Origin of the sequence: Rhizobium sp. CFBP 8752, assembly GCF_014842035.1 — a bacterium.
GTDB lineage: Bacteria > Pseudomonadota > Alphaproteobacteria > Rhizobiales > Rhizobiaceae > Neorhizobium > Neorhizobium soli.
Genome location: NZ_JACYUZ010000004.1, coordinates 157,765 through 173,741 on the forward strand (window position 1 = coordinate 157,765; position 15,977 = coordinate 173,741).

The following is a 15,977-nucleotide window of genomic DNA, read 5'->3' on the forward strand; positions in this document are numbered from 1 at the left end:
GCTTTATGACGTCGCGCCCGGTTGCGAGAGCACCTAGCGCGGCGACGTAAGCTTGCCGATCTGTTCCGCCAGCTGTGCCTGCGTATACGGCTTTCCGAGCCGCGCAACCTCAAGATCAACGCCAGGCGGAAGATCCGCGTAGCCGGAGGCGATCAGGATTGGCAATTCGGGCAGCAAGGCTCGTGCAGCCTTCGAGAGTTCGCCCCCGGTCATGCCAGGCATGGAGTAGTCGGTGATCATCAGATCGAACTTTGGTCCCTTACCCAGATGCTCCAGCGCCTCCTTGCCGGAATGGGCTTCGACCACGTCGTGTCCGAGATCCAGCAGCATGTCGGCGGAACTCATGGCGATGAGGACGTCGTCGTCGACAAGCAGGATACGCTTGGGACCATCCTGATATTCTGCCGGAGGCGATGGTGCCTCGGCCTGCCTCGGCTGCTCGGCAGCGGAAGAGACCGGAATCCACAATTCGGCGGTGGTGCCGGAACCGATCCTGCTCGACAATTTCAACTCTCCCTTTAACTGGGACGCCAGGCCGTGGATCATCGACAATCCGAGGCCCGTTCCCTTGCCCAGTTCCTTCGTTGAGAAAAACGGTTCGATGGCTTTTTGCAGCGTCGCCTCGTCCATGCCTTGGCCTTCGTCCTTGACCGAGAGCACGACGTAACGCCCGGCTGCAAGCGTATCGTTTGAGAACCTCTGCTCTTCCTGGCTGAGGCTGATCCGCAGCGTGCCACCGTCGGGCATGGCGTCACGCGAGTTGACGGCAAGGTTGAGAAGCGCCAGCTCGATCTGGTTGGCATCTGCCGAAACCTTCGGCAGATGATCCGGTATCGAAGTCTCGACGAGGATGGTCGACCCGACCGAGCGTTCGAGAAGGTCGCGCATGCCACCGATCAGGGCGCCAAGGTCAACCGGGCCGATCTGCAGATCCTGGCGGCGGGCAAAGGCGAGCAGCCGCTGGGTCAACGACGCGCCGCGTCTTGCACCCTGAAGGGCGCCATCGATCAGGCGTTCGGCTTTCGGATCGCCCGCAACGAGCTTGCGGAGCAATTCGAGATTGCCGAGCACTGCCATCAACAGGTTGTTGAAATCGTGGGCGACGCCGCCGGTCAGTTGGCCGATCGCCTCCATCTTCTGCGCCTGGCGCAGTTGATCTTCCGCCCGCTCACGCTGCGACACCTCGTCCATCACGACCGAATGGGCCTGTTCAAGTTCACGCGTCCGCTCGGCGACACGCTCTTCAAGCAGTTCGTTGATCTGCCGCTGCTGCTTCTCGTTGATGACCCGGTCGGTAATGTCGGCGGATACGCCGACCAGCTTGACCGCCTTGCCCGAGTGGTCGCGGTAGAGCTGTGCCCGCACCTCTGCCCAGCGCACGGTGCCGTCGCGCCAGACGGTGCGGTATTCGACAGAATAATCCTCACCGCTCTCGGCTGTTGCCGTATGAGCATCCTGTACGCGTTGCCGGTCATCGGGATGGATACTGGCAAAAAGGTCCTGATAGGTGAACGCCTCTTCCGGACCGCGTCCGAAAATGCTCTTGCAGGTCGCAGACGTGCTCAGGACATCAGTTGCAAGATCCAGTTCCCAAGCGCCGAGGCGACCGGCCTCGAGTGCTGTCTGCAAACGGCGCTCTCCTTCGTCGAGAGCTTCCATCCGCAGACGTGCATCATATTGGCGCCGACGCCCGCGTGCGGCAGAACGGGCAACGCTGATGAATGTCGTTGCGTGGAAAGGGCGCTCGATGAAGCTGACATTGCCAAGGACTTCCGACAGCCGCGCAGCTGCGGGATTACGCTCCGGACCACCGCCGCGGTTTGTCAGAATGACAAAAGGTAGATCCGACCAGCTCGGCTGGTTCTCGATCCACTGGGAGATGGCGCGCAGGTCGGCGGAGCGCAGAGCTTCCTCGGTGATGACAGCGAGCGCGATGTTGTCGTCAAGGCTGTCGACGAAACCGGACAGGTCCAGGGCCGCCTTCGAAGCGATACCGGCTTCCTTCAGGAGGGATGCCGCAATCTGCGCATCGCGACCGTGTGGGGCATGAATGAGGCCGACGGCATCTCTGTTAGGAATGGCTTTCGTCCTCGTTTGAAAGCTCCAGCAGTTGCTGCTTTTCGCCGACAAGCGTCGGTACGCCGCGCAACACGCCCTGGAAACCGGAAAGCGGATCGCCCAGTGTCAGCCCCGCATCGGTGATGCGAAACTCGCGGATGGTTTCTTCGTGCCGACCGGTTCGCTTCTTGATGACCGAGACTGCACGCCGAACCCTGCCCAGTGCCTCGAAATAGCGCAGCAGGATAACTGTATCGGCGAGGTAGGTGACATCGACCGGGGATTTCATGTCTCCGACGAGCCCGTGCTGGGCAACTGTCAGAAACGTATTGGCGCCTTGCCGATTGAGGTATTGCAGCAGTTCATGCACGTGCAGGATCAGCGCGTTTTCCTCGGGCATCGACGCCTGGTAGCCGTTCACGCTATCGATCACGACTGTCCCGGCCTTGAAGGTCGCCACGCGATCCCGCACGCGTTGCGAGAATTCCCCCGGCGAAAGCTCGGCCGCATCCAGCTGCTCGATGTGAATAGCGCCATCGTCGCGCATCTTCTCAAGGTCGATCCCCATTGCTTTCGTACGCGAGAACAACAGGCCGAGCTCTTCGTCGAATATGAAGACGGCTGCTTTCTCACCGCGCTTCACGGCAGCTGCTACAAACTGGAGCGCGAACAGGCTTTTGCCGGTACCGGCAGGTCCGATGAGCAGCGTGCTCGACCCGCGTTCTATACCACCGCCAAGTAGATCGTCGAATTCGGCAATGCCGCTTTTTAAAATAGCTCGGTCGAATGCCGTCTTGTGCTCGATCGCACGCAGCCGCGGAAATACCGAGACGCCTCCGGTCTTGATGACGAAATCATGATAGCCGCCGCGGAACGCCTGGCCGCGATATTTGATCACCCGCAGGCGGCGGCGTTCCGAACCATAGTCGGGAGCCAGCTGCTCGAGATGAAGAACGCCGTGAACGACGCTGTGGACGGTCTTGTCGAGATTGTCCGACGTCATGTCGTCGAGCAAAAGGACTGTGGCGTCGGATCGAGAAAAGAAATGCTTCATGGCCAGGATCTGGCGGCGGTAGCGGAGAGAACTCTGTGCCAACAGACGGATTTCCGACAAGCTGTCGATCACCACACGCTGCGGTTTCAGACGCTCGAAGGCCTCGAAGATCAGCTTGGTCGTCTCGCCGAGCTCCAGATCTGAGGAGTAAAGCAGGCTTTGCTGCTGGTCTGCGTCAAGCAGGCTTTCCGGGGGGACGAGCTCGAAGATTTCGATCGAATCCCCGAATTCGATACCGTGCGAAAGCGCGCTTTCCCGCAGTTCTTCTTCACTCTCCGACAGGCTGATATAAAGACAGCGCTCCTTGAGTGTTGCGCCTTCCAAAAGAAATTGCAGGGCGATCGTAGTTTTGCCCGTGCCCGGCGTCCCTTCGAGCAGGAAAACATGGCGGCGAGTCAAACCGCCCGATAATACATCGTCCAGTCCCAGAACGCCTGTCCTCGCCTTTGTACTCAAGCCGTCGATCATGTTTTTTCCTTTTGCGACTTTTGACTTAGCGCAAACTGGCGTGGAAACAAGAGATGGACGGGTTGGGTACGGTAACTGTGACGAACGAGATGTTTCCGGCTGTCCTTCGATTCTAGCAGTTGCGCAGGTAAGCGGCGGCGCGAAGACCCGAAATGCGTCCGAGCGCCACTGCAGTCAGGAGACCGTTCCCGGACAGGTAGCCGCTCACTTTGCTGCCCGATACGCCACAGGCAGCGCCTCCGGCCGCAAAAAGGTTTGCGATGGTCGAACCGTCGCGTCGAACCACGCGTGCCTCGCCGTCAACAACAAGTCCGCCCTGGGTGTGGAAGAGTGCGCCGGTGACCCTTACCGCTTTGAAGGGCGCTCGAAGTGGCGGCACGTCTGCCAGAGAACGGCCGAACGGGTCCGCCCCACCCTCGGCTTTGCAATTCTCGAAAGCACAGAAGCTTGCCGTCAGTTTCTCCGGCGAGACCTGCATCCGCTCCGCAAGCGCCTCGATCGTATCGGCCTCGATGATCGCATGCATACGCTCGGCGCTTCTGAAATCCTCGAACTGGGCCGCGATCGCGGCGATCCGCGTGTCGAACACGGTCCATGCGATCCCTTCCGGCTGAGCAAGCACGTTGGACGCCTGCTCCGAATACCCCTTCGCCTCGTTGGAAAAGCGTTCGCCTGCGACATTCACCTGGAAGCCGCCTTCCATCACGGTCGCCCAGGTGATCAGGATCCCGGCAGGATGGGCGACGGATCCATGTCCCTGATGACCGCTCAGATGCCGCGTCGCAGCACCCAGCGCCTCACCCCACACGATCGCATCGCCCTGGTTGCCCGGGTGGCCGAAATAAAGAGCATCCCGCATCTCCGGAATGTGGTGGGCGACCAGCGCCGGATTGCCGCCATAGCCATTGCAGGCAAGGATCAATGCCTCACAGCCGATGTCTTCGCGGGACCCATCCGGTCGCGACAGGGTCATGCCTCGCGGTTTGCCGTCGGAGCCGACGACGAGCGTGTCCACATGAGCTTCCGTCAGGATATCGATGCCGGCTTCTTCCGCGGCGTCGCGCAGACGATCGATCAACTCCTCGCCGGACCGGGAGGGAAGACCATGCATTCGAAGGTGCGAGTGACCGGGATAACGGAAGTTGTCGACCAGCGAAAACGCCAGGCCGTGGTCCTCGGCCAGCCATTCCAGCGTTGGGCCGACCGTTTCGGTTACCAGCCGAACGAGGCCCACATCCGGCTCGTCATCCGCCTTGTGCAGGATATCCGCCCCGAAGGTTTCCGGCGTGTCCTCGACGCCGATCGCGAGCTGCCAGCGCGTGCCTGCTGCCGGGATGAGGCCGGCTGACAGCGCCGTCGAGCCGCGCGGCAGCGGATCGCGCTCCAGCACAAGCACATCGACGCCGTCTGCCTTGGCCGACAATGCTGCAATCATGCCGGCGGCACCGGCGCCGATCACGACCAGCGGCACCGTCACCTCGAATTCCCGGTCCGAGACTTCGACCTTGCTCATCGGGCCTCGAACTCGGCGATCATGTCCGCGATCGTTGCGATCCGGCTGACCGGTTTCAATGCTGCGATCGCGGTCTCGTGCGTTTCCTGCGAAAAGGCGGCCGAACCATCCGACAGGGTGATCGTCTCGAAATCGCGGACATGGGCGTCGCGAACGGTGGAGGCGACACCGCCATTGGTGACGATACCGCCGACCACCAGCTTCTCGATGCCGCATTTGCGCAGGACCCATTCGAGCCGGGTCATGTAGAACGCCGAATAGGCGACTTTCTCGACAATGAGATCGGCCGGTGAAAGATCGTCGATCAGGCTGTTGCCCCAGGTGCCTGGCGCAAAATCGCCCTTGCCGAGAAAGGGCCGGAGTTCCTTCAGATGCGGCGAGATGATTGGCTCGCCACCCTTGCCCGGCACCAACGTGAACTGCGCCGAGATGATGTAGCCGCCTTTTGCGCGCATCACGTCCACAAGTGGCTTGATGCGTTCCGGCAATGCTGCGATCTCAGGCGCCCCTTGCCCGGCCCGGCCATAGGCGCCGTCGGGGGCCAGAAAATCATTGGTCAGATCGACGATGATCAGGCCGGTCTTTTCGATGGGGATCGAATGTCCGCTCATGATTTCCGCTCCACGATGATATTTCCGTAGAGATCGACGCGTGCCTTGAATTCCGGCGAGACGACGGTCGTTGCATCCGGCTGTTCGAGGATCGCCGGGCCCTGGATTTCGGAACTCTCCGGCAGTTGCAGGCGATCGTAGATCGTCGTTTCATGCCAGGCGCCGTCGAACCAGACCTGTCGCGAGCCGGTCGTGGCAGATTCTACCGTCGTGTCGACAGGTGCAGCCAAGGCCTTCAGATCGAAACTCGGACGAATGCCGATCGCGCTGGTGCGAAGATTGACGATCCGCATCGGAACGCCCGGCAGAAGCCGGCTGAAACTTGCCTGATAGGCATCCTCGAAAGCCTGCTGGATCATCGCTTGGCTGACATCGGTTTTACTCCCGCTGATCGTTGCCGGCAGTGTGACGCGAACCGTATGGGTCTGACCGACATAGTGCATGTCGAGCTCTAACAGCGTATCGATCCGCTCGACCGTCAGATGCGCATCCTCGACGACGGCGCGCGCCTTGCCCGCCTCCTCGACCATGCGGGCGTCGATCGCCGCAACGTCGATGCCCTCGAGCGAGAGGTTCAAGGTCTGCACCTGATCGTGGCGGATGTCGGCGATGACGCAGCCGAGAGCCGATGTCACACCCGGATAACGCGGCACGAGCGCCGCCTTCAGCCCGACTTCGCGGATCAGCGCCGAGACATGCAATGCCCCGCCGCCGCCAAAGGGAACGGCCGCGAACTTCTGCGGATCGTGACCGCGCTCGATCGACATCAGCCGGATCGCGCCGGCCATGCGGCTGTCGGCGATCTTCACGATCGCTTCGGCCGCTTCCATCACACCGAGGCCGAGTGGCTTTGCCACATGCTGCTCGATAGCCGCCTTGGCGGCCTCCACATCGAGACGGGCAAGCTTGCCGCCGATCGGCCGGTCCGCGTTGATGCGGCCGAGCACGACATTGGCATCCGTCAGCGTCGGACGGGTATTGCCCTGACCGTAGCAGACCGGGCCGGGCCGCGAGCCGGCACTTTCCGGGCCGACCTGCAGCAGGCCGCCTGCATCCACATGGGCAATTGAACCGCCGCCGGCACCGATCGTGGTGATCTCGATCATCGGCGTGCGGATGACGAGGCCGAAATCGATCGTCGTCTGGGCCGCGAGTGCTGCCTTACCGTCGGCAATCAGCGAGACATCGAAGGACGTGCCGCCGAGATCGCCGGTGATGACGTTCGGAAAGCCGGCCGCCTTTGCGATCGCGGCTGCGGCAATCACACCTGCCGCCGGACCTGACAGCGCGGTACGGGCCGGAAGCCTGCGCGCCGTTTCCGTCGACATCACGCCGCCGTTCGACTGGACGATATGGAAGCGGCCGGCGAAGTCTTCGCTTGCCAGTGCCGTTTCCAGCTTGCCGAGATAGGAGCCGACCACCGGCTGCAGATAGGCATTGAGAACGGTCGTCGACGTGCGCTCGAATTCACGGATTTCGGGCAGGATCTGCGTCGAGCAGGCGAGGTTCTCGTTGTCCCAGACGGCACGGGCGGCTTCCACCGCACGCTCCTCGTTTTCGGGATTGGCATAGGCGTTGACGAAAACGATCGCGAGCGCTTCCGCACCCATCGCCTTCAGCTTTTCGGCCGCGACGCGCACGGCAGCGACATCGACGCCCAGACGGATCGTACCGTCGGCGAGTGTGCGTTCCGCCACTTCCAGGCGCATGTCACGTTCGACGACGGGGATGAAATCGCCCCATAGGCCCCAGGTATTCGGCCGGTCCCGGCGTCGCATTTCCAGTACGTCACGAAAGCCTTCGGTAGTGATCAGACCAACCCTGGCGCCCTTGCGCTCCAGCAGCGCGTTGGTGCCGACGGTCGTGCCGTGCACGATCGAAGACAGGTCTGCGATGGCGCCGAAACCCTTCAGACCATCGAGGAAGCCGACCGCTTCATCGCCCCGGTTGGAAGGGACCTTGTTGGTGCTGAATTTCGAAGACGCTTCGTCGAAGTAGAACAGATCGGTAAAGGTACCGCCGACATCGACGCCGACGATCCTGCCCAATCCCGACTGGCCCAGTTTTTCATTTTGTTGTTTTGTTGTTCCCAGATCGCTCACGCGGCCACTCCCTTGCGCAGCTTGTCGGTTGCTTCATGGTCGATCTCGCCATCTGCGCCGATCACCACGCCGTAGAGGGCTTCGGCCTGGCTGGTGCTGACGAAGCCGAGGCGCACGTCATGCAGAACCTTGTCCGGATCGCGCCTGTGGGGGTCGCCCCAGCCGCCGCCTCCCGGTGTTTCCAACCGGATCCGCTTGCCGGGCTTCAGCCTCAGATCGGTGATCTTCGACGCCATCGGCGGAACGGCTTCGCCGCCGTCTTCCGTCTGCCAGGAGAACCGGTTCAATGCCGCTGACTCTCCGCCGACGACGCCGAACGGCGCGCGTCTGCCGCGTTCGCCGAGCAGCGCCACGTCGCCGCCGGTGAGAAGCTCCAGTTCATAGATAGAACCGACGCCGCCACGATGGGTGCCGGCACCGGCCGAATCCGGCCGCAGTGCCCATTGCGTGAACATGACGGGATAGGCCGCTTCCAGGATCTCCACCGGCGGAATGGTCGCGGTCGAAATCGGGTTGTTGGCGTGGTTCAAGCCATCCGACATCGGATTGCCGCCGAGACCGCCACCGAAGAACGAGAACATCACCCATCGCTTGTGGTCTGCCCTGTACCCGGCGAGCGACAGTGCGTTGATCGTGCCGAACGGGGCAGCAGTTGCACGCGCCGGATCAGCCTGGGCAATGGCGCCGAGAACGACGCCGATCAGGCGCAGGATGGTTTCCGTATAGCCGGCAACCGGCTTTGGAGCATTTGCGCCGAGCAGGGAATTATCGACGATGGTGAACGAGATCGGGCGAAGGCAACCCGCATTCGCCGGCACTTCGGTAAAGATGTGCTTCAGCGCCACATAGCAGGCGGCAATCGTCGTCGAGCGCGAGATATTGATCGGACCCTGGGCCGACTGGGTGGACCGCGAAAAATCGAGCGCCATCGTGTCGCCGGCAATCGTCAGGTCGAGCGCCACCGTCAGCATCTCGTCGATGATGCCGTCATTGTCGAGTACGTCCTCGAACGAATAGGTGCCATCCGGGATCGAAGCGATCGCCGAACGCATCAGCGCTTCGGCGCGGTTCGAGAAGGCCTCGAACGCCGCATCGACTGTCGCTGGACCATATTCGCCGAGAAGAGCGCCAAGCCGTTTCTCGCCAAGATCGAGCGCATTGAGTTGACCGTTGAGATCGCCCCAGTTCGACATCGGAACGCGGGAATTGGCGGAAAGGATCTCGATGATGTCGTTGTTCATCGTGCCTGCGGAGATCAGCTTGACGACCGGGATCCGCACGCCTTCCTGAAAGCTTTCGACCGCCTTCGGATTGTAGCTGCCGGCGACATTGCCGCCGATGTCGAGCCAGTGACCGACCGAGGCCATCCAGCAGAACAGCTTTCCATCGCGAAAGATCGGCCGCACCAGGCGGAAGTCGTTGAGATGTGTCCCGCCTTCGTAAGGGTCGTTGAAGATGAACGTATCGTTCTCCTGCAAGCCCCCTTCCCGCTCGACCTTGGAGATGACGGCGCGCACGGCAAACGCCATGGCCCCGACGAAGATCGGCAGGCCGGATGTGCCCTGCACCAGCGTATCGCCGGTCGTGGCGTGATAGATGCCGTGGCAGGCATCCTTGGCTTCGGCAATTGTCGGGTTGAAAGCCGAGCGATAGAGCGTCGCGTCCATTTCGTCTGCAATCTGTTCCAGCCGGCCCTTCAGAACCGCCAAAGTCACGGGATCAAGCGTCACGGCATCGGTCGTGACGGTAGCTTGCGAGCTCATGCCGCATCCTCTTCGTGTCTGTCTTTTCCATCGGCATCTTCGTAGGTTCTGCCGAGCGCGAGCATGTCGGGCGTGCCGATCAGCGCATTGAGCCCGTTGAAATCAAACATCCGGTCCGCAAAAGGTGCGTTGGATCCGGCAGCGGCCAGCGAGGCGTAATAATCGACCGCCGTCTTCGCAATTGCCCGGACGATTCCGCCCGGAAAGATGACGATCTGGAAGCCGAGATCGGACAATTCAGCTGCGTTGTGGATTGGCGTCGTGCCGCCCTCGACCATGTTGGCGACCAGCGGCTTGACGCCCTTCAGCGCGCCGGCGATGTCGCCCAGCTGCTCGCCACTCTTCGGCGCCTCGACGAACAGGATGTCGGCACCGGCTTGCGCATAAAGATGCGCGCGTTCCAGCGCCCGATCGATGCCTTCCATCTGCAGCGCATCGGTGCGCGCGATGATCAGCGTCTGTTCGTTGGCGCGGGCGTCGACTGCCGCCTTGATCTTTCCAACCATCTCTCCCGTGGAGACGACCGACTTGTCGTTCAGGTGACCGCAGCGCTTCGGCGTCGTCTGATCCTCGAGCTGGATGCCCTGGGCGCCCATCTTTTCAAACAGCCGCACCGTGCGCTGGACGTTGAGCGCATTGCCGTAGCCCGTGTCGGCATCGACGATGACAGGCACGGTCATCCGGTCGCAGATCATTGCGATCCGGTCGGCCACTTCCGCCATCGAGACAAGCCCGATATCCGGACGTCCGAGATGGGTATAGGCGATGGCCGCGCCGCTCAGATACACCGCGCGAAAGCCGGCGCCTGCTGCAATCGACGCCGTCAGAGCGTCAAACACTCCAGGCGCAACAATCGGAATGCCGCTCTTCAAATCCTGGCTCAGACTCATGGTATGTTTCCTTGTTCTTGCCGGCCTCTCTGGGCCGTGTTCTTGTCGCTCAAAGGCCGAGATAAGCCCGTTTCAATTCAGGATTGTCGCGAAGTTCGGCGGCATCGCCTGATAGTGCGACCGAACCGTTCTCCAGGATGTAGGCCCGGCTCGCGAGGTCCAGCGACTGCATGACGTTCTGCTCCACCAGCATGATCGGCAGGCCATCGTCGCTCAGGCGGCGGATGAGCGAAAACATCTCTTCGACCAGAAGCGGCGACAGGCCGAGCGAAGGCTCGTCGAGGATCAGAAGCTTCGGTTCGCTCATCAGGCCACGACCGATCGCCAGCATCTGCTGCTCGCCGCCCGAAAGCGTGCCGGCGAACTGCCGGGTCCGCTCCTTCAGCCGCGGAAAGATCGAGAACACCTTTTCGATATTGGCGGCCCGGCCCCGCTTCGGCCGGCAATAGCCGCCGAGTTCGAGATTTTCGAGAATGGTGAGGTTGGGGAAGATCTTGCGACCTTCCGGCACGTGGATCAGACCGGATGCGACGATATCGCGGGCGCTGGTGCCCAGTATCTCACGGCCGTCGAAACGCACCGAGCCGCTGCGGGCGGGCTGCACTCCTGACAGCACCTTGTTGAGCGTGGTCTTGCCGACGCCGTTCGAGCCGAGCACGGCGACCACCTCGCCCTTGCCGACGGAAAGGCTGAGGCCGCGAAGGACTTCGGTTCCGCCATAGCCGGCGCGCAGGTCTGCGATCTCAAGCATGGGCTGCCCCTTCCGCCTTGATGCGCGCTGCAGCGCCGTGGCCGAGATAGGCCTCGATGACAGCCGTATCGGTGCACACCACCCGCGGCTCGCCGCTTGCGATCATCTTGCCCTGAGAGAGCACGTAGACGGTGTCGCAGAGGTTCATCACCGCCTGCATGATGTGTTCGATCATCAGGATCGTGACACCCTCTTCGCGGATCTGCCGGATGATCGGCAAAACGTCACGGATTTCGGATGGGTTGAGCCCCGCCAGCACCTCATCGAGTAGCAACAGCTTCGGCTGCGTCGCGAGTGCCCTTGCCAGTTCGAGCCGCTTGCGGCCGGCAATCGTGAGGCCCGAGGCAAGCTTGTCGAGTTCGTGGCCAAGACCGACTTTCTCAGCCGTCAGGGTCGCAAGACGCCTCGCCTCGGCCGGATCCTTGGTGTGCAGGAAGGCACCGACGGCGATGTTGTCGCGAACGTCGAGACCCGCAAAAGGCTGGACGATCTGGAACGTCCGCGCCAGTCCGCGACGCGCCCTCAGGTGCGGTTTCTCGCCGGTAATGTCCTCATTCTGAAACGTGACGGTTCCCGCATTGGGGCTGAGGAAGCCGGCGATCATTGCAAACAGCGTCGTCTTGCCGGCCCCGTTTGGACCGATCAGCCCGGTGATCGAACCCTCCGCCACGTCGATCGTTGCATCGTCGACGGCGAGAAGCCCGGAAAATCGCTTGGTGAGATTGTGCGCTTTCAACATGGTCATGCCCCTCACATCGCCTTGCCGCGGCTCTTGCGCCGATACCAGAGATCCGCCACGAAGCCTCTGATCCCGTTCGGTGCGAAAGCGACGCAGAGAATGAGAATGATGCCGAAGACGACGAGATCGACGCCGGCGATGCCGCCCGAAAACGACTTGGTGATTTCGCCGAGACCCAAAAGCAGGACCGAGCCGATCAGCGGACCGAGCATCGTGCCTGCGCCACCGACGATCGCCGCAAACAGCGCCTCGATGGAGATCCACGAGCCGTAGGCGACATTGGCATCGATGAAGAGGAAGTTCTGCACGTAGAGGCAGCCGGCAAGCGCGGTGATTGCGGCAGACAGCGTGATCGCCTGCATCTTGATCTTGAAGATATCGACGCCGAGCGCCTGCGCCGCCTGATCGTTTTCACGAAGCGCGATGAGATAGGCGCCAAAGGCGGATCGTTCCAGCCAGCGGGTCAGAAGCAGGCCGCCTGCCACGAAGCCGATGAGGATCAGCAGGAACCAGCGGCGGTCGGAAAATTGCAGATAGGCAAAGCCGTTGTTGATCGAGACCATCATGCCGGCAGCGCCACCGGTGAAATCCCAGCTGTTGGCAAGGATGCGCAGCACTTCCGCAAATGCCAGCGTGATTAGCGCGAAATACGACCCTTTGAGGCCTGCCCGGAAACTCAGAAAGCCGATCAGGGCGCCGACGGCCGCACCGAGAATGACGCCGCAGACGAGGCCGACCCAGGCATTGATACCGAAGCTGGTCTGCAGGATCGTCGTCGTATAGGCGCCGGTACCGAAAAAGGCCGCGTGTCCGAAGGAGGAGAGCCCGCCATAGCCGCCGAGAACATTCCAGCCCTGCGCTGTGAGCGCGATGATCATCATGAAGATCAGGAGGTTGAGAATATTGCCCGGCAGCCCGGCAATGGCGGCGATGCCGACCACGCCGAGAAAGGCAAGGGCCGCGATAAATTCGAAGTTCTTCTTCATGCGCGTGCTCCAAACAGGCCGGTGGGCTTCACCAGAAGCACGAGAATGAAAATGAGGAAGATGCCGATCTGGCCGAGGCTATCGCCGAGGAAAAGGCTGGAGATGGCTTCGACGACGCCGATCAGCAGGCCGCCGATCAGTGCGCCGGGGATCGATCCCATGCCGCCGAGAACGACAATGGTGAAAGCGACCAGAACGAAGGCCGCCCCTGTGGTGGGGCTGACATAGAACGAGGGCATCAGCAGGCCGCCTGCAATCGCCAGACAGGCGGTGCCGATTGCAAACGTCATGGCATAGACATGCGCGACATTGATCCCGACAAGGCTGGCGCCGAGTTTTTCCTTGGCAACGGCGCGGATCGCCTTGCCGATATCGGTGCGGTTGAGGATCGCCCAGAGCAGGATGGCGGTCACGAGCGAGACTCCGAGCCCGATCACCCTCGGCAGTGAGAGGAGGAGCGAACCGAGCGGCACGATCTCGAACGCGTAATCTGTCGCAATCGTGCGGGTGTCGGAATTGAACCCGGCGAGAAGCAGGTTCTGGATGACGATCGACAGACCAAGGGTGGCAAGCAATATGCCGTTGTCGGAGCCGCGGCTGGCCGGACCGATGATGAAGCGCTGCAGACAATAGCCGATCGCGAACATCATAGGCGTGACGACGAGGATGGCCACGTATGGATCAAGGCCGAACCTGTCTGAGGCCAGCCAGACGAGATACATCGCGACCGTCAGCAACGCGCCGTGGGCGAAGTTGACGATGTGCAGCACGCCATAGATGAGGGTAAGCCCGAGGGCGATCAGCGCATAGACGGCACCGAGCATCAGGCCGTTCATCAACGCTTCGAAAATGATTGTCGGCGAATACATGATGTTCCTTCGAAGAAGGGCTTGCCGGAGTGGCCCGGGACAAAAACGCCGCCCCGGGCCTGCCGCACTCGCTGGGTATGGATTAGCCGTTGGCCGGGAACTTGGGCTTGGCCTGGGCGAACTGGTCCGGATAGATGACCTTGATCTGGCCACCCTGAACCTGGGTATTGAGCGGAAGCGCGTTGACGTTCTGGCCGGTAGCATCGAACTTCGACTTGCCGTAGGGCATCACACCGCTGTCGAACTCGTTCTTCTGCAAGGCTTCGATGATCGCGCCGCTTTCGGCACTCTTCGCAAATTCCAGCGCCTGCGCTGCGACCTTGACGACCGAGTAATTGATCGGCGCGTTGTAGGCGTAGAACTTGCCGGCGGCCTGAACGGCCTGCATCAGCTTGTCGTTGGTCGGGTTCTTGGGATCGCCCCAGTGGTTGACGTCCATCACGCCTTCAGCCGCTTCCGGGAACTCCTTGACGAACCGGTAGCTGGAAGCCGCACCACCGAAGAGAGCATAGATACCGCCCTTCGGCTTGACCCGCTGCTGTTGCAGGGTCCGGGCGAACAGCACGAATTCGTTGAAGTAATGCGAGGGAATGATGAGGTCGGGCTGCAGCGAACGCAGGCGGAGCACCACATTCGACATGTCGCGTGCCGGTGTCGGGTGCGAAATCGCCTCGACCACTTCGAAGCCGAGGGCAGGCAGGCGAGCCTGCATCAGCTTGGCGAGACCCGAGCCGAGAAGACCGTCTTCATGGACGATCGCCACAGTCTTTGCGGCCTTGCCGGAAGCGTCGTTGATAGTTACGAGGTTCTTCAGCGCGACGTCGGCCGCCATCGAGAAGCTCGGGTTGAAACGGAAGACGTTTTTAAGGTTGCGGGTCATCAGCGCGTCGGAGACGGCGCAATCGATGATGAAGGGAAGCTCGTAGCGGGCCGCGGCCTGGGTGGCGGTCATCGAGATGCCGCTGGCAAAACCACCGACGACGATCGCAGCGCCATCCGCCTTCAGCTGTTCGGTCGCCTGGGCGCCGGCTTCGGCATTCGAACGGCTGTCGCCGATCAGAAGTTCAAGCTTGGCGCCGCCGAGCGACTTGATGCCGCCGGCATCGTTGATTTCCTTGATCGCATATTCCGCGCCGATCCGTGCCAGATCGCCGTCTCCGGCAAAGCCACCGGTCATCGGCTGCAGCAGACCGATCTTGACCGTCGGTGCCTGTGCCCGGCTGAGACCGGGTGCCGCAAGGACCATCGCCGAGACACCGCCAACTTTCAGCACCGTGCGCCGGGAGACCGAGTTCGTGAGCTTCTTCATTCCTTCACCACCCTCTTAGGATTGCGGGGGCCGGATGCCCGCTCGTTACGGTAGACCTCGGACGTAGGGCTCCAGTGCCGGCTCCCTTCAGTGCCCTTGCGTACGAGGTTCATTTGCAGGCTGTATCTATCGGGACGGTAGAGCGCTTGGAGATACTCCATGCCGCGCCCTCCCTTGCCGTAGACGACGCGGGTCAGCGCGATGAGGGGCGAGCCCACACCGATACCCAGCGCCTCGGCCACTTCCGGATTGGCAAGAACCGCACCCACTTCCTGCCACGCCGTTTCAGCACGCAGGCCGGCTCTCTCCATCAGCTCAAGGAGAGCCATATGGGCAAGGTCTTCACGCGAATATTCTCGACCGACACGTTCGGGCACGTAGGCTGTCAGGTACGAGAAGGGAAGGTCGTCGAAGGAGCGCACGCGCACCGACTTCTGAACCCGCTCGTCGTCTTCGAGATGCAAGGCCTCGGCAACCTTCTCGGGCGCCTCGATATAGTCAAAAGAGATCAGCTTGACCGCCGTTGTCCGCCCCATTTCAATGAGGTGCGCAAAGGCATTCGACAGGTCGGCCGTGGCCATCTGGGCAAAGTTGGAGCCCCGCACATAGGTGCCGGATCCGACCCGCTTGTCGACGAGGTCTTCTGCGGAAAGCAGATCGAGCGCGAGCCGGACCGTGACCCGCGAAACCCCGTATTGTTCAGCCAGCGCAAGCTCGCTCGGCAGGCGCATGCCGGCCTTCAGCTCGCCCGAAACGATCTTGTCCCGCAGCAGAAGATAGACCTTCTGAGTCTTCAAGGGTTCGGTCGCCGGCCTCAACGTGAGCTCCCAATCTATCTTATTTTTAATACAGGTTTTGTATAAA

General features: G+C 61.7%; 13 protein-coding genes. All 13 read right to left on the reverse strand.

Annotated elements, in window-relative coordinates; all coding sequences use genetic code 11:
- Window positions 1-33: 33 nt before the first annotated feature.
- Complete coding sequence (locus tag IFT59_RS19330) at window positions 34-2,130, reverse strand: hybrid sensor histidine kinase/response regulator (RefSeq protein ID WP_197978171.1); 2,097 nt, start codon at window positions 2,128-2,130, stop codon at window positions 34-36.
- Complete coding sequence (locus IFT59_RS19335; RefSeq protein WP_113110162.1) at window positions 2,072-3,580, reverse strand: ATPase domain-containing protein; 1,509 nt, start codon at window positions 3,578-3,580, stop codon at window positions 2,072-2,074. The genes IFT59_RS19330 and IFT59_RS19335 overlap by 59 nt, the downstream gene beginning before the upstream one ends.
- Before the next feature lie 112 nt (window positions 3,581-3,692).
- Entirely contained in the window at window positions 3,693-5,093 is a 1,401-nt protein-coding gene (locus IFT59_RS19340; RefSeq protein ID WP_192087867.1) for an FAD-dependent oxidoreductase, read from the reverse strand.
- On the reverse strand, window positions 5,090-5,704 hold the full coding sequence (locus IFT59_RS19345; protein WP_192087868.1) for a cysteine hydrolase family protein: 615 nt from the start codon (window positions 5,702-5,704) through the stop codon (window positions 5,090-5,092). Before IFT59_RS19345 ends, IFT59_RS19340 begins: the two co-directional genes overlap by 4 nt.
- Entirely contained in the window at window positions 5,701-7,797 is a 2,097-nt protein-coding gene (locus IFT59_RS19350; RefSeq protein ID WP_249407672.1) for a hydantoinase/oxoprolinase family protein, read from the reverse strand. Before IFT59_RS19350 ends, IFT59_RS19345 begins: the two co-directional genes overlap by 4 nt.
- 5 nt (window positions 7,798-7,802) lie before the next feature.
- On the reverse strand, window positions 7,803-9,569 hold the full coding sequence (locus IFT59_RS19355; RefSeq protein WP_192087869.1) for a hydantoinase B/oxoprolinase family protein: 1,767 nt from the start codon (window positions 9,567-9,569) through the stop codon (window positions 7,803-7,805).
- Complete coding sequence (locus IFT59_RS19360) at window positions 9,566-10,459, reverse strand: isocitrate lyase/PEP mutase family protein (protein WP_192087870.1); 894 nt, start codon at window positions 10,457-10,459, stop codon at window positions 9,566-9,568. The genes IFT59_RS19355 and IFT59_RS19360 overlap by 4 nt, the downstream gene beginning before the upstream one ends.
- Window positions 10,460-10,508: 49 nt before the next feature.
- On the reverse strand, window positions 10,509-11,210 hold the full coding sequence (locus IFT59_RS19365) for an ABC transporter ATP-binding protein (RefSeq protein ID WP_192087871.1): 702 nt from the start codon (window positions 11,208-11,210) through the stop codon (window positions 10,509-10,511).
- Window positions 11,203-11,949: an ATP-binding cassette domain-containing protein gene (locus tag IFT59_RS19370; RefSeq protein WP_174197880.1), complete on the reverse strand. Its 747-nt coding sequence runs from the start codon at window positions 11,947-11,949 to the stop codon at window positions 11,203-11,205. Before IFT59_RS19370 ends, IFT59_RS19365 begins: the two co-directional genes overlap by 8 nt.
- Before the next feature lie 11 nt (window positions 11,950-11,960).
- Window positions 11,961-12,935 (reverse strand): branched-chain amino acid ABC transporter permease, encoded by a 975-nt coding sequence (locus IFT59_RS19375; protein WP_192087872.1) that lies wholly within the window; start codon window positions 12,933-12,935, stop codon window positions 11,961-11,963.
- The gene (locus IFT59_RS19380) at window positions 12,932-13,804 is read right to left on the reverse strand and encodes a branched-chain amino acid ABC transporter permease (RefSeq protein ID WP_192087873.1); all 873 of its coding nucleotides are present in this window, start codon (window positions 13,802-13,804) and stop codon (window positions 12,932-12,934) included. The genes IFT59_RS19375 and IFT59_RS19380 overlap by 4 nt, the downstream gene beginning before the upstream one ends.
- A gap of 82 nt (window positions 13,805-13,886) precedes the next feature.
- On the reverse strand, window positions 13,887-15,113 hold the full coding sequence (locus IFT59_RS19385) for an ABC transporter substrate-binding protein (protein WP_092664423.1): 1,227 nt from the start codon (window positions 15,111-15,113) through the stop codon (window positions 13,887-13,889).
- Window positions 15,110-15,910: a GntR family transcriptional regulator gene (locus IFT59_RS19390; protein WP_244473911.1), complete on the reverse strand. Its 801-nt coding sequence runs from the start codon at window positions 15,908-15,910 to the stop codon at window positions 15,110-15,112. Before IFT59_RS19390 ends, IFT59_RS19385 begins: the two co-directional genes overlap by 4 nt.
- Between the last annotated feature and the right edge of the window lie 67 nt (window positions 15,911-15,977).